Consider the following 14,056-nt stretch of genomic DNA (forward strand, 5'->3'; position numbering starts at 1 on the left):
GTCGGTTTGTCCTTCAAAGTTAACAAAGTTCTTCAAACGACGGAAGAAGCAACGAAAACTAATCTTCATTTTTTATAAAATTGAAATAACCCATAGGATAAAAGTACCTAACTATGCGTATTTTTGGGAAAAACGAAACAAATGCTAAAAGTTGGTGTTTTAGGAGCTGGGCATCTAGGAAAAATCCACCTCAGACTTCTAAACGAATCTAAAAAATATGAACTGATAGGGTTTCACGATGCCGATAGTTCAAACGGAGAAAAAGTTAGTTCAGAGTTCGGATATACCTATTTCAAAAACCTCGAAGATTTAATCGATGTTGTAGACGTTGTAGATATCGTAACCCCCACTCTTTCGCACTACGAATGCGCTAAGAAATCTGTAGAAAAAGGGAAGCATATATTCATTGAAAAACCTATAACCCACACTATTGAAGAGGCTAATTCTTTACTTTCATTAGAAAAAGAGTATGGAGTAAAAGGACAAGTAGGACATGTAGAACGCTTTAATCCTGCTTTTACTTCTGTAAAACACGCTATCAAAAATCCTATGTTCATTGAAGCACATCGGTTGGCTGAATTTAACCCTAGAGGTACTGATGTACCTGTAGTTTTAGATTTAATGATTCATGATATCGATGCTATTTTAAGTGTTGTAAATTCTGAAGTTATACAGGTTAACGCTAGCGGAGTTTCAGTAATTAGTCAATCGCCCGATATTGCAAATGCCAGATTAGAGTTTGCAAATGGATGTGTAGCCAATTTAACCGCAAGTAGAATATCTTTAAAGAATATGAGAAAATCTCGCTTCTTTCAAAAGGATGCCTATATATCAGTAGATTTTCTAGAGAAGAAGGTTGAAGTTGTAAAAATGAAGGATGCACCCGATTTACCAGGAGATTTTGATATGATTTTACAGAATGCAGAAGGTATTAAAAAACAGATTTATTTTGAAAATCCTACGGTTGAGGCTAATAATGCCATATTAGACGAACTTGAATCTTTTGCTGATGCTATAATAGATAATACTACACCAGTTGTCAGTTTAAAACAAGGAACACAAGCTCTAAAAGTTGCTTTACAAATTATTGCAGCATTTAATCCAAAGAAAATATGAATACAATAGCAGTTATAGGCGCAGGCACTATGGGTAACGGAATAGCCCACGTATTTGCTCAAAACGGATTTCAGGTACACCTTATAGATGTTTCTAAAGACGCTATAGATAACGGTCTTTCTACCATCGCCAAGAATTTGGACAGAATGGTAGCTAAAGAAAAAATAACTAAATCTGATAAAGAAAATACTCTGGCGAACATCAAATCTTTTACAGAATTGAAATTAGGGGTTGCCAATGCAGATCTTGTTATAGAAGCCGCTACAGAGAATGTAACTATAAAACTAAAAATCTTTAAAGAACTAGATGCTCTTTGCAATGCCAATACTATCCTAGCCTCAAATACGTCTTCAATATCGATTACTCAAATTGCGGCATCGACTAATAGACCGGAAAAGGTAATTGGCATGCATTTTATGAATCCTGTTCCGATTATGACGTTGGTTGAGATTATTAGAGGATACAGCACCTCTAACGAAACAACCCATGCCATCATGGATCTTTCTAAGAAATTAGGCAAGACCCCAACCGAAGTTAATGACTATCCTGGTTTTGTGGCCAATAGAATTTTAATGCCAATGATCAACGAGGCAATTGAGACCTTACATCATGGCGTTGCTGGTGTTGAGGAAATAGATACCGTGATGAAATTAGGTATGGCTCACCCAATGGGACCATTGCAGTTGGCAGATTTTATTGGGTTAGACGTTTGTCTTTCTATTCTTAATGTAATGCATGACGGATTCAAAAATCCGAAATATGCGCCTTCGCCATTATTGGTAAATATGGTTATGGCGGGTAAAAAAGGAGTAAAATCTGGAGAGGGCTTTTATGATTATTCCACGAGTAGAAAAGCTGAAATCATATCAAGTCAATTTTCAAAATAGTAGTACTTAAGAATTCAAAGTAATATGTCTATAAAAGAAAATCTATTAGTTATTAAAAAGAACATTCCCGATACTGTAACTCTGGTTGCCGTATCGAAAACGAAACCCATGACATACATTCAAGAAGCGTATGATGAGGGACAACGGGTTTTTGGGGAAAACAGAGTTCAAGAAATGACCGAAAAATGGGAGAATATGGCAAAAGATATTGAATGGCATATGATCGGCCATTTACAACGTAACAAAGTCAAATATATGGCTGAATACGTGTCTTTGGTTCATGGTGTTGACAGTCCTAGATTATTGTCAGAAATAAATAAGCAAGCAGAAAAACACAACAGAGTTATTTCATGTTTATTACAGGTTCATATTGCTGAAGAAGATACTAAATTCGGTTTTAATGAAGAGGAGCTACTTGATTTAGTAGCTAACGAAGAATTTAAAGCATTCAAAAATGTAAAAATTGTAGGGCTAATGGGCATGGCCACTTTTACCGATGATATGGATCAGGTTCGTAGAGAATTTGCCAACTTAAAATTACTCTTTAACAAACTCAAAAATAATTATACTGATTTTGCTACACTATCAATGGGTATGAGTGGTGATTATCAAATTGCAATTGAAGAAGGTAGTACCATGGTACGTATAGGAAGTAGTATCTTTGGCTCCAGAAATTGATACCTAAAAACACCACTACCCCATAAATCAGATTATATTACATGTACGCAATTTTAGATATTGAAACTACAGGAGGGAAATTTAATGAAGAGGGAATCACTGAAATTGCCATTCACAAGTTTGATGGTCAAAAAGTAGTCGATAAATTTATTAGCCTAGTAAATCCTGAAAAAGAAATACAACCTTTTGTAGTTAAGTTGACGGGTATTAATAGTAAAATGCTCAGAACGGCGCCAAAATTCTACGAGGTAGCCAAAAGAATTATTGAAATTACAGAAGACACTATTATTGTTGCTCATAATGCACAATTCGACTATAGAATTTTAAGAACTGAATTTAGACGTTTAGGTTATAATTTTGAACGCAAAACTTTATGCACAGTAGACTTGTCGAAACTTTTACTACCAGACGCAGAATCGTATAGCCTAGGTAAATTGGTAAGGTCTTTAGGCATACCGGTGAGCGATAGACATAGAGCAAACGGTGATGCTCTAGCTACTATAAAACTGTTTAAACTTTTACTGGCCAAAGATTCGGAGAAAGTAATTATTAAAGAAACTATACGTAAAGAGACCCAAGGCGAACTCTCTGAAAAACAACTAGATATTGTTAGAGATTTACCTAATAAAATTGGTGTATTCTACATGCATGATAAGGATGGAAATATTATTCACCTTAGTAAAACAAGCGATATTAAAAAGAGGGTCAATCAGCTCTTCACCAAAACAAGTGATAAATCTCGTAAAATTGCAAAAGACACTAAAAAAGTAACTTTTGAACTTACAGGAAATGAACTTATTGCGATTTTAAAAGAACATGAAGAGCTTTTAAAAATTAGACCTAAGTACAGCATAATACCTAAAAAAAGAATGTACAGTCATGCAATTTGCATGACCACAAACGAAAACGGATATTACGCTTTAGAAATAAAACCATATCGAGAATGCAAACAACCACTAGCTCTTTTTAACGGAGTATTTAGTGCAAAAAATTACTTGTATAAAATTACGAAGGATTTCGAATTATGCGACAAAGTGAATGGCATTAGTGAAGCTCGTAAAAATTGTTCTGGATATGACGATGACACCTGCAAAGGTGCTTGTATTCATAAAGAAAATATTGAAGTATATAATGCACGTGTAATTTCTGCTACTACTAAAAACAGTATCAGCGGTAACAAGGTTTTAATAATAGATAAAGGAAGAGAAATTGGAGAACAGAGTGCTATTTTAATAAAAAATGGTTCACTAGTTGGCTTCGGGTTCTATGATCTTAACTATCAAATAAATAATATTCATATCTTAGAAAGTATAATCACCCCTATGAACGGTACTCGAGATGCTAATTATCTTATTGAATCTTATTTAAGAAAGAAACGGGTACTTAAAATAATGGAAATAAACGATTAGTTTGAACGAGAACGAAAAACTGTCACCTTGGAGGAATAAGATTCATGAAATAATTTATGAAGCAGATACCCCTATGGGTAAATTGTTCGATATTATTCTCTTCGTGATTATCATTTTCAGTGTAATTCTTATTATGCTCGAAAGTGTAAAGGCTATTGATGCTGAATACCATGAAATTCTTTTTGTATTAGAATGGATAGTTACTATATTCTTTACCATTGAATACATTGCACGTATTATCTCCATTAAAAAACCGAGTCATTATATTTTTAGTTTTTACGGTATTATAGATTTCCTTTCTACTATTCCGCTATACATATCTTATATTTTGGCAGGCTCTCAAGTGCTATTGGCAGTTCGCGCTTTTAGATTACTGAGGGTTTTTAGAATTCTAAAACTTGCCCGTTTTCTTGGGGAAGCCTCGCAATTAAAAAGAGCGTTAAAAGCTAGTAGAGCAAAAATTACCGTATTTCTTTTTGCCGTACTTATTGCCTCGGTAATGATGGGTACCCTTATGTACTTGATCGAGGGTGATGAAGCTGGTTTTACTAGCATACCTACAAGTATTTATTGGACGATAGTAACTTTAACTACCGTAGGGTATGGTGATATTGCCCCTATCACTCCCCAAGGTCAGGCAATTGCTACCATAATTATGTTATTAGGTTATGGTATTATCGCCGTACCGACGGGTATGGTTACTGCCGAATTTGCGAAACAAGGAAAAGACACTTCTAACTTAAAAAATTCAGGAAGCTATGTTCATGTCAACACTCAATCTTGCCCTACCTGCAGCAAAGAAGGTCATAGAGATGACGCCAAACATTGTTATAACTGTGGATCTATACTAAATGAATAAAATTCTTATCTCTGTTGTTGGTCCTACTGCCATCGGTAAAACTAAATTAGCTATACGCTTAGCCCAACATTACAATACAGAAATCATTTCTGCCGATTCAAGGCAGTTTTTTAAAGAAATGAATATTGGTACTGCTGTACCCAGTATTGACGAACTAAACCAAGCCAAGCACCATTTTATACAGCATAAAAGTATTACCGAACAATATACTGTTGGTGATTATGAGCGGGAAGCTATTGAAAAACTAGCTCATTTATTTAAAATACATGATGTGGTCATTATGGTTGGGGGTAGCGGACTCTATGTGAATGCCGTTACTGACGGACTAAACACCTTCCCCACAGTAGACCCAAACATTAGAGAAGAGCTGAATACTGAACTCTCTAAGAAAGGTATTAGGGTTTTGCAGTCAAAACTAAAACAACTAGATCCTTTATATTACGAAAAAGTAGATATCCATAATCCGCAACGAGTAATTAGGGCTCTTGAGGTTGCCGTCGGTAGCGGACAACCTTATTCTTCTTTTATTAACAAGCCTAAGGCAAAAAGAGATTTTAAAGTTTTATCTGTCGGTATTAAGGCTGACCGCCCATTAATTTATGATCGCATTAATTCGAGAGTAGATATTATGATAGATACAGGATTGCTAGATGAAGCCAAAAGTGTAATGCCATTTAAAGATTACAATGCATTACAGACTGTTGGTTACAAAGAGCTATTTAAATATTTAGATGGCGAATGGACGTTAGATTTTGCCATCTCAGAAATCAAAAAAAATACTAGAAGATTCGCAAAAAGGCAATTAACCTGGTTTTTAAGAAATGAAATAACCAAATGGGTCGATTACGATTATAATGCGGAAACACTATTGCCAGAAATTGACAATGAATTATTAAATTTAAAAAATGGGTAACAAACAGATTTTATTTGTAATGGGCGTATCTGGTAGTGGAAAATCTACTGTAGGTAAGCTCTTAGCCGATAAATTGCAAATTCCTTTTTTTGACGGAGATAGTTTTCACCCAGAGGCAAACGTAAAAAAAATGAAAGAAGGCCACCCGTTAAACGACGAGGATCGTCAAGGGTGGTTAGAGAAGCTAAATGAAGTTGGTCTAGAGAATATCTCTACGGGAGCAGTAATTGTTTGCTCTTCGCTTAAAAAAAAGTATCGAACCATTCTTGGGCAAAACTTAGAAAACAAACATCAATTCGTTTATTTAGAAGGTAGCTTTGAGCTTATTAATGCTAGATTAAGTCAACGAAAGAATCATTATATGCCTGCGGGACTATTACAATCTCAATTTGATATACTTGAATTTCCTGATGAAGCTTTAACAGTATCTATTGACCAAACTCCCAATGAGATAGTAAACGATATTATCGAAAAGTTATAATAACAAAAAAGCATCCGAAAAGGATGCTTTTTTATGGTAACTCTTGTTGAAACTATTCGCCTTCCGTCTTTACTACCAAACGGAAACCTTCACCATGAATATTCAATATCTCTACGGTATTATCAACTTTTAAATACTTACGTAACTTTGCAATATAAACATCCATACTACGTGAAGTGAAGTAATTATCATCTCTCCAAATTTTGGTCAATGCTAACTCTCTTGGCATTAAATCATTTTCATGCAAAGCCAGCAAACGTAACAACTCATTTTCTTTAGGAGAAAGTTTAATAGACTCGGTATCTTTATATTTCAAAAATCTTAATTTAGAATTTAAGTGGAAACCACCAATTGTAAATTCAAATTTTTTGCTATCTGCCAATCCATTAGAAGCTTTTCTTTGTAGAATAGCTTTTAATTTCATTAATAGCACCTCAGAATCAAAAGGCTTGTTCAAATAATCATCTGCACCAGCCTTATATCCTTTAAGAACATCTTCCTTCATCGTTTTTGCCGTTAAAAAAACGATTGGCACGTTCTCATTCTTCTCACGAATTTCTTTCGCTAACGTAAAACCGTCTTTATAAGGCATCATAACATCTAAAATACAGATATCATAATTATCTTTTTTGAACTTCTCAAAACCTTCCATTCCATTCTTCGCCAATGTGACATCAAAGTCATTCATTGACAAATAATCTTTCAATACAATTCCGAAATTCGGATCGTCCTCAACTAAAAGTATCTTCTTGTTTATTGTTTCCATATTTTTTTATATTAACGGCAGTTTAATGTAAAATGTACTTCCTTTTCCTTTTTCACTCTCGGCATAAACTTCGCCTTGGTGGTCTTCCACTATTTTTTTAACGTATGACAACCCTAATCCATGCCCTTTAACGTTATGTAAATCTCCGGTATGTTCTCTATAGAATTTTTCAAACACCTTCTTTAGAACAGCTTTACTCATACCAGAACCTTGATCTTGCACTTTTATAATGATATAATTTTTAGCTCTTTCTGTAAACACATCTATTTTAGGTGCTTCTTCTGAGTATTTTATTGCATTATCCAGCGTATTTACGATGACATTGGTAAAATGCATCTCATTGGCCAAAATTTCATATCGTTCTGCATTTAAATGTGTGTGAATATACCCACCTCTATCATCAACGATCAATTGAACATGTGTAATGGCATCTTCTATAATGTCGTGAACATTAACCCTATCCTTACTTATATCAAGCTGATTTTTTTCAAGTTTCGATATACGCAATACATTTTCTACCTGAGCATGCATTCTTTTATTCTCATCTCGAATCATCTGCAAATACCTCAAAACCTTTTCATGGTCATTGATTATCTTCGGATTCCGAATTGCTTCAACAGCTAAATTTATAGTTGCAATGGGTGTTTTAAACTCATGCGTCATATTATTTATGAAATCCGTTTTTATTTCAGAAATCTGTTTTTGTCGAATTAACTGATAAATTGCACCCGCATAGGCTACTACAATAATAATTGTGAACAACAATGAAAGTAGTGCCAAACCTAAAATAGACTCTACTAAAAATCGTTTTTTCTTCGGAAAGGAAATTAACAAATCGAAATTTGAAACCCCTTCATAATCAACGAACATAGGAGATTTATAGATATTCGCCTCTGCATATTTAAATTTTGGCGATTTCACTTTGGTTGGTAGACCATTACTATAAACACCATATTCAAAAGCGATATCAACACCTCTATTCTCTAACTCGCGTTGCAATAACAGCTCTATTTCCTGTTTAGAAACACGTTTATGAATAGGCACACGCTTGGCATAAACCATAAACACATCTTCCATGGCGGCTTTTTCCATTTTAGTAATCCCACCAATTTTTTCAAATCGTTGTATAGGATTCAATCTTGGAGTATTGCCTTCTAAATCGAAATCTTTTCTAAAAATAGATGTCGTTCTTTTACTGGTATAACTTTTAATGATGGTGGTATCTGCACCATCACTACTATCAAAGAACGTAGAAGAAATACCATAATCCTCTTCTAAAATACCGTGTTCGTACAGTAAAATTTCATTAGAATTGACATCCTTATCAATAAAGAAAAAGTTTGTAAGCTGAGTACCTTTTAACTCTCCTCCTGCACTATCCTTCGCATGTAAATACCTGTCGAAATAATTTTTAGACTCTCTTTCTGTAATCTTATTGGTGACGCTGTTCAAGGCTTCAGATACACTGCTAGAAAATTGCTCTTCTCCGCTATCTATAGATTTACTAATCCAGAAACTTTGAACGAAAATCAGACCAATAAGAGAAAGGCTCATTAAAACTATTAAGAGCACAAATAACTTTTTGTTCATTGGGTGTTAAAATTAAAGATTTAACAGTTAGACGATAGTACGTTTAACCTAACCTTAACAAAAATGTTAAAATTGCCAAATAACTAGCAATCAGTTAAGATAGAAGCATGTACTTGAAGAACAATTGAGCTAGTTCTTTCTAAATCAATATTTTCGATTACGAAATTGCTTGTTTTAATTTTTATCTCATCATCAAGTTGATTATTCATTCTCGCCATTACCTGTTCTCTAGTTGAATTATCGCGATCTAAAACACGAGATATACGTAGTTCTTTAGGAGCTGTTACTACGATAATTCTATCATAAAAATTTTGAGAATTGTTCTCGAACAACAAAGCAGTTTCTTGAATTACATAGCAAGAATCTTGTTCTTTTACCCAGGCAAGAAAGTCTTGTCTAACTACAGGATGCACAATACCATTAAGATTTGCTAATAATTCAGAATCATTAAATACTTTTTTAGCTATAAACGGTCTATTTAACTGACCATTTTCATATGCTTCATCGCTTAATAAAGCAATTAGCTTTTTTTTGATTTCAATAGATGTATTCATTAAATACTTAGCTCGGTCGTCTGAGTTATATACGGGCACATCTAGTTCTTTAAACATCGTTGCCACAGTAGATTTACCACTACCGATCCCACCCGTTAAACCTACTATCATCATTCTCTTCGCAATATAAATTCAACTTCATTTGTGGTGATGATCGCATTATTCAACGTACTCGGATAACTGATCAATTGTATCGAGAGCCTATTATCTGTTTCTTTCGTTACCTTTTCATAATCTGCTTCAACTAAGAAATCTGTACTCTCCAATTCTTTTAAATGTTCTAAAGTACCTTGACAGCGTACGTCAACAATTTCTGGAAACGTACGAACTTTTACATTTGCCGGTAAATTAATTACGGTGATTGGTACCTCGATTACTTTTTCTGAAAACTTAACTACTTCGCCTGAAATAGTTACCATGTCCTTTGAAAAGGTAGTGCCATTCAAATGTTTAGGTAATTGAAGTGCGATTTCATCTGTAAAAGAATTATTTAATTCGCTCTTAGTAATAACTGCAGTTTTAAGCACCGAAATGGTATCGATTTGACTTTTAGGTCCTGAAATTTGAATAGAATCTGGACTAATTTTTATATCTCCTTCAAGAATATGATTTGCAGCAAAAGTAAGATCTAAGACAGCCCTTACCGCTACTTTCTTTGTATCTAATGATGTAAAGTCAAAATATATGGCGTCACTTTCAAAATCGGTCAGTGTGCTATAATTATTCAACTGGGCTTCTAGTTGAATTCTTATTTGATCAGCCGTTAGATAATAACTGTCATCTTTATGCATTACCTTACTTACGTCTAATTGAATATGCTTGGGGTTAAATTCATAGCCTAAAAACTGGAAGCCTGCCGCTTTTAAGCGCACTTGTATCTCATCTTTAGGAGTATTCGCCAATAAAAACTTTTTCGGAATATTTATGTATTCCACTTTAAAGGTCGTGTTATTGGTATAGGTAAGAGATAGTTTATTTATAAGCCATGCAAGAGACGCACATAACAAGAACATAAGAAAGACTTTTACCTTTCTTTTCTTCAATCCTGTCCGTATCCATTCTATTAGCCGTTCCATCAATTCACTCTAAAAAATAATTTTGGAAAAATTTCCTCTGGTTTTTTACTTGAAAAATTAATATACAAGGTTGATTTTAGAAATCCGTACCCATAACCGAAAAATTGTATCGCAGTTGCCATTAAAGATAAAAAGGCTACTTTTAAATTACCAGTTTTTCGAAGGGCGTCTACAAACAACAGCAAAAAATATATAGCATAGACATAAATCGGAAACATATAACCCGCCAACCCAAATACGACTGAAAACAATAATACTAAACAGAATACTGTCGGAAACCAATAGGTAATCTTCTTTGTTTCTGGATGCCACTTATTTAAAATTGGGCGTACCATACCAAATTTGTTGACTTGAATATAAAATTTGTTCCAGTCTATTCGTCTTTTATGATATACAAAAGCTTCAGAAATCAATTTTGTTCTATAGCCCTTGTTCCAAATACGAATGGTTAAATCTGGATCTTCACCAGGGTGAATATTTCCGTATCCGCCTACGTTTTTAAATGCTTCTTTAGAAATACCCATATTAAAACTTCTGGGCTGAAATTTATCTACTGCCTTTTTACCACCACGAATTCCGCCTGTGGTTAAAAAAGAGGTCATTGCATAATTGATGGCTTTTTGAACTGTAGAAAAAGATTCGTGTGCAGCATCTGGACCGCCATAGCAATGCACAAAATCTTCTTGCAAACTCTTTTCTGCTTCCACAAGATATTGAGGAGGCAGTATACAATCAGAATCTAATACGATAAAGTAATTGCCTTTTGCCCTGCTCATACCGTAATTACGAGAATCACCAGGACCAGAATTAGGTTTTTTATAATATGAAATTGCCAGAACGTCTACATACTCACCTATGACTTCTTCTGATGAAATGGTAGAGCCGTCTTCGACGATCACCACCTCAAAAGTTTTGTCATAAGTTTGTAAGCGTAGACTATCCAACAATTCTTTAATTTCGTTGGGTCTATTGTACACGGGAATTATAAAAGAAAACGATAAGTTCATTATTCCTCTCCTTTGAATAGGCTCCAACAAAATTGGAAAACTAAATCTATATTAAAACTTTTCTATTACTTCTTGACTAACCCCTGTGTTAGAGAAACCACCATCATGAAATAAGTTCTGCATGGTCACTTTTCTTGTAAGGTCAGAGAATAGTGTTATGGTATAATCTGCACAGTCTTGCGCAGTTGCATTCCCTAACGGAGACATTTTTTCTGCATAGCTTATAAAGCCATCAAATCCTTTTACTCCTTGTCCTGCAGTAGTTGCAGTCGGCGATTGAGAAATCGTGTTTACACGTACTTTTTTCTCTTTACCAAAGAAGTACCCAAAGCTACGGGCAACTGATTCTAAATATGCTTTGTTATCTGCCATATCGTTATAATCTGGGAATGTTCTTTGTGCCGCCATATAGGTCAATGCTACAACACTACCCCATTCATTCATAGCATCTGCCTTGTAAAGTGATTGTAATACTTTATGAAAAGAAAGAGCTGAAACATCCCATCCTTTTGCTGTGAAATCATATTTTTCATCTGTGTAAGCACGTCCTTTACGTACGTTAACCGACATACCGATTGAATGCAATACAAAATCAATTTTTCCTCCTAAAATTTCAACTGCCTTTGCTACTAAATTATCCAAATCTTCCACACTTGTTGCATCTGCTGGTATAATTTGTGAACCTGTTTCTTTAGCCAGTTCATCAATCTGTCCCATTCTCATGGCAATCGGGGCATTTGTCAATACAAAAGTACCACCTTCTGCGTGTACCGTTTGTGCCGTTTTCCATGCAATAGAATTCGCGTCTAATGCTCCAAAAATAATTCCCCTTTTTCCTTTTAATAAGTTATATCCCATGATGGTTGCTTCTATAGTTAGATTTAATATTCAAAGATATCTAAAATATGTTAAAAGAGAATTGATGTATCACGTTAAAAACCCTAAAACAATCGTCTTGCTTAAAGTGTTCGAACATCAAAATGCAAAAAGCAATATTTTACTATCTACAAGTATTTTCTTTTATGATTATAATGCAGCATTTAAAAGCTCTTTTGCATGTGCCAAAGCAGAATCTGACAAATCTTTACCGCTTAGCATATGAGCCAACTCTACAACCCTCTCATCATTGGTCAATTGCTTTAAGTTCGTCATGGTACGCTCCTTACCTTCGGTCTTAAAAACTTTAAAATGATGATTTCCTTTTGATGCTACTTGTGGTAAGTGTGTAATAGAAAACACCTGAAGATCGGCACTCATGTCTTTCATAATATCTGCCATTCGGTTAGATATTTCGCCAGACACCCCTGTATCTATCTCATCGAACATAATGGTCGGCAGCTTTTCATACTTAGCCAATATCGCTTTGATCACCAACATTATTCTTGATAATTCCCCACCAGATGCTACCTTTTTTAATTCGCCATAGCTACCACCTCTATTGGCCGTAAACAGAAATGAAAGCTCATCTTTACCGGTTGACATAAATGTCTCTGAAGCATTCAGTTTTATCTCAAACGATGCACTAGGCATACCCAAAAGCCCTAAGTCGGATTCTAATTTTTTCTTTAACTGAGGAATAACGGAATTTCGTTTTTCGCTCAACACTACCGCTTGAGCTTCTAAAACAACTTCTAACTCTTGAATCTCTTTAGTTTTTGTCGCAATTTTATTATCTAAATTGGCAGTTTCAAAAACCTTATCGGCGAGGTCGTTCTTTATGATAATTAGCTCAGCTATATCGCCAACATTATGCTTTTTTAATAAATTATATAGTAACTGCAATTTGTTGTTAACTTGTTCAAGCTGATCAGGGTTCGCTTCTACACCTTCTTGTAAGCGTTGCAATTCTGAACTTACATCATCTAATTCTATAAGTACAGATTTTACACGCTCAAACAAATCTTTATAATTCGATCCAAAATCGACCAATTTAGAAAGTGACTGACGCATTTCTGTCACCAAAGGTAAAACTCCAATTTGCTCATCATTGAACAATTGATCGCCTTTAGACAATTGCTCCATAATCAATTCTACATTGTTCAGCTGCTCATACTCTTCTTCTAATTCTTCTATAATACCTGCTTTTAAAGGGGCTTTCTCTAATTCTTCTAATAAGAAGGTATTATAATCTTGCTCTTTATTTGCAGTACTTTGTATATCGATTAAGCTCTGAAGTTCTTTCTCTGCTTTGCGATACGTCTTTAAATCTTTTCTAAATTCGCTTAATCGCTTTTGGTTATTAGCCAATGCATCGACTAATTTCAACTGAAAGTCGTTTTCGGTAAGCTGCATGGTCTGATGCTGAGAATGAATATCTATAAGATTTTCTCCCAATGAAGATAACACTCCTAAAGTAACGGGAGTATCGTTTACAAAAGCTCTTGATTTGCCACTTGGCAGAATCTCGCGTCTAATAACCGTACTATCTTCATAGTCCAAATCATGTTCTTCAAAGAATTTTTGGAGTCCGTAGGTATCTATTTTAAATGTACCTTCTATAATACATTTTTCATCCTTAACACGTAAAGATGTTAAGTCTGCCCGTTTACCAAGCACTAGTGATAAACCACCAAGTAAAATAGATTTACCAGCACCTGTTTCACCGGTAATAACCGTGAAACCTTTATCGAAGTCTACTTCTAGACGATTAATTAATGCGTAATTAGAAATGGAAAGGGTTGAAAGCACGCGTTAGAATTTTAGATTCACAAAGGTAATCT

General features: G+C 34.6%; 14 protein-coding genes. 7 read left to right on the forward strand and 7 right to left on the reverse strand.

Translation table 11 applies throughout. The features are described from left to right. Positions 1 to 141 precede the first annotated feature (141 nt). Genes CLV90_RS12385 through CLV90_RS12415 form a run of 7 tightly spaced genes read left to right on the forward strand, consistent with a single transcriptional unit; the run spans position 142 to position 6,343 of the window. On the forward strand, positions 142 to 1,116 hold the full coding sequence (locus tag CLV90_RS12385; RefSeq protein ID WP_133687992.1) for a Gfo/Idh/MocA family protein: 975 nt from the start codon (positions 142 to 144) through the stop codon (positions 1,114 to 1,116). After that, positions 1,113 to 2,003, forward strand: coding sequence for a 3-hydroxyacyl-CoA dehydrogenase family protein (locus tag CLV90_RS12390; RefSeq protein ID WP_133687780.1), 891 nt, complete (start codon positions 1,113 to 1,115; stop codon positions 2,001 to 2,003). The genes CLV90_RS12385 and CLV90_RS12390 overlap by 4 nt, the downstream gene beginning before the upstream one ends. A 24-nt stretch (positions 2,004 to 2,027) precedes the next feature. Further along, positions 2,028 to 2,681: a YggS family pyridoxal phosphate-dependent enzyme gene (locus tag CLV90_RS12395; RefSeq protein ID WP_133687781.1), complete on the forward strand. Its 654-nt coding sequence runs from the start codon at positions 2,028 to 2,030 to the stop codon at positions 2,679 to 2,681. Positions 2,682 to 2,722: 41 nt separating this feature from the next. Next, entirely contained in the window at positions 2,723 to 4,090 is a 1,368-nt protein-coding gene (locus CLV90_RS12400; RefSeq protein ID WP_133687782.1) for an exonuclease domain-containing protein, read from the forward strand. Position 4,091: 1 nt separating this feature from the next. Next, positions 4,092 to 4,949: an ion transporter gene (locus tag CLV90_RS12405; protein ID WP_243835411.1), complete on the forward strand. Its 858-nt coding sequence runs from the start codon at positions 4,092 to 4,094 to the stop codon at positions 4,947 to 4,949. After that, on the forward strand, positions 4,942 to 5,862 hold the full coding sequence (gene miaA / locus CLV90_RS12410) for a tRNA (adenosine(37)-N6)-dimethylallyltransferase MiaA (RefSeq protein WP_133687783.1): 921 nt from the start codon (positions 4,942 to 4,944) through the stop codon (positions 5,860 to 5,862). Before CLV90_RS12405 ends, miaA begins: the two co-directional genes overlap by 8 nt. Continuing rightward, complete coding sequence (locus CLV90_RS12415; RefSeq protein ID WP_133687784.1) at positions 5,855 to 6,343, forward strand: gluconokinase; 489 nt, start codon at positions 5,855 to 5,857, stop codon at positions 6,341 to 6,343. The genes miaA and CLV90_RS12415 overlap by 8 nt, the downstream gene beginning before the upstream one ends. Positions 6,344 to 6,395: 52 nt before the next feature. Here CLV90_RS12415 and CLV90_RS12420 read toward each other — a convergent pair whose 3' ends face one another. The 7 genes from CLV90_RS12420 to recN all read right to left on the reverse strand — a co-directional run bounded on the left by CLV90_RS12420 (position 6,396) and on the right by recN (position 14,024). Beyond that, positions 6,396 to 7,109: a response regulator transcription factor gene (locus CLV90_RS12420; RefSeq protein ID WP_133687785.1), complete on the reverse strand. Its 714-nt coding sequence runs from the start codon at positions 7,107 to 7,109 to the stop codon at positions 6,396 to 6,398. A gap of 6 nt (positions 7,110 to 7,115) precedes the next feature. After that, on the reverse strand, positions 7,116 to 8,699 hold the full coding sequence (locus CLV90_RS12425; RefSeq protein ID WP_133687786.1) for a sensor histidine kinase: 1,584 nt from the start codon (positions 8,697 to 8,699) through the stop codon (positions 7,116 to 7,118). Positions 8,700 to 8,782: 83 nt separating this feature from the next. Next, entirely contained in the window at positions 8,783 to 9,367 is a 585-nt protein-coding gene (gene coaE, locus CLV90_RS12430; RefSeq protein ID WP_133687787.1) for a dephospho-CoA kinase, read from the reverse strand. Continuing rightward, entirely contained in the window at positions 9,364 to 10,329 is a 966-nt protein-coding gene (locus CLV90_RS12435; RefSeq protein WP_133687788.1) for a CdaR family protein, read from the reverse strand. Before CLV90_RS12435 ends, coaE begins: the two co-directional genes overlap by 4 nt. Continuing rightward, complete coding sequence (locus CLV90_RS12440; RefSeq protein WP_133687789.1) at positions 10,329 to 11,336, reverse strand: glycosyltransferase; 1,008 nt, start codon at positions 11,334 to 11,336, stop codon at positions 10,329 to 10,331. The genes CLV90_RS12435 and CLV90_RS12440 overlap by 1 nt, the downstream gene beginning before the upstream one ends. 51 nt (positions 11,337 to 11,387) lie before the next feature. Continuing rightward, entirely contained in the window at positions 11,388 to 12,194 is an 807-nt protein-coding gene (locus CLV90_RS12445) for an enoyl-ACP reductase FabI (RefSeq protein WP_133687790.1), read from the reverse strand. A gap of 168 nt (positions 12,195 to 12,362) precedes the next feature. After that, positions 12,363 to 14,024, reverse strand: a complete 1,662-nt coding sequence (gene recN, locus CLV90_RS12450; protein WP_133687791.1) for a DNA repair protein RecN — start codon at positions 14,022 to 14,024, stop codon at positions 12,363 to 12,365. Between the last annotated feature and the right edge of the window lie 32 nt (positions 14,025 to 14,056).

It is taken from the genome of Maribacter spongiicola (assembly GCF_004364165.1).
Lineage (GTDB): Bacteria > Bacteroidota > Bacteroidia > Flavobacteriales > Flavobacteriaceae > Maribacter > Maribacter spongiicola.

Excerpts from the sequence above, each read along its gene's own strand:
- CLV90_RS12385 (WP_133687992.1), top strand. The coding sequence starts at position 142 with ATGCTAAAAGTTGGTGTTTTAGGAGCTGGGCATCTAGGAAAAATCCAC.
- CLV90_RS12390 (WP_133687780.1), top strand. The coding sequence starts at position 1,113 with ATGAATACAATAGCAGTTATAGGCGCAGGCACTATGGGTAACGGAATA.
- CLV90_RS12395 (WP_133687781.1), top strand. The coding sequence starts at position 2,028 with ATGTCTATAAAAGAAAATCTATTAGTTATTAAAAAGAACATTCCCGAT.
- CLV90_RS12400 (WP_133687782.1), top strand. The coding sequence starts at position 2,723 with ATGTACGCAATTTTAGATATTGAAACTACAGGAGGGAAATTTAATGAA.
- miaA (WP_133687783.1), top strand. The coding sequence starts at position 4,942 with ATGAATAAAATTCTTATCTCTGTTGTTGGTCCTACTGCCATCGGTAAA.
- CLV90_RS12415 (WP_133687784.1), top strand. The coding sequence starts at position 5,855 with ATGGGTAACAAACAGATTTTATTTGTAATGGGCGTATCTGGTAGTGGA.
- CLV90_RS12420 (WP_133687785.1), bottom strand. The coding sequence starts at position 7,109 with ATGGAAACAATAAACAAGAAGATACTTTTAGTTGAGGACGATCCGAAT.
- CLV90_RS12425 (WP_133687786.1), bottom strand. The coding sequence starts at position 8,699 with ATGAACAAAAAGTTATTTGTGCTCTTAATAGTTTTAATGAGCCTTTCT.
- coaE (WP_133687787.1), bottom strand. The coding sequence starts at position 9,367 with ATGATGATAGTAGGTTTAACGGGTGGGATCGGTAGTGGTAAATCTACT.
- CLV90_RS12435 (WP_133687788.1), bottom strand. The coding sequence starts at position 10,329 with ATGGAACGGCTAATAGAATGGATACGGACAGGATTGAAGAAAAGAAAG.
- CLV90_RS12440 (WP_133687789.1), bottom strand. The coding sequence starts at position 11,336 with ATGAACTTATCGTTTTCTTTTATAATTCCCGTGTACAATAGACCCAAC.
- CLV90_RS12445 (WP_133687790.1), bottom strand. The coding sequence starts at position 12,194 with ATGGGATATAACTTATTAAAAGGAAAAAGGGGAATTATTTTTGGAGCA.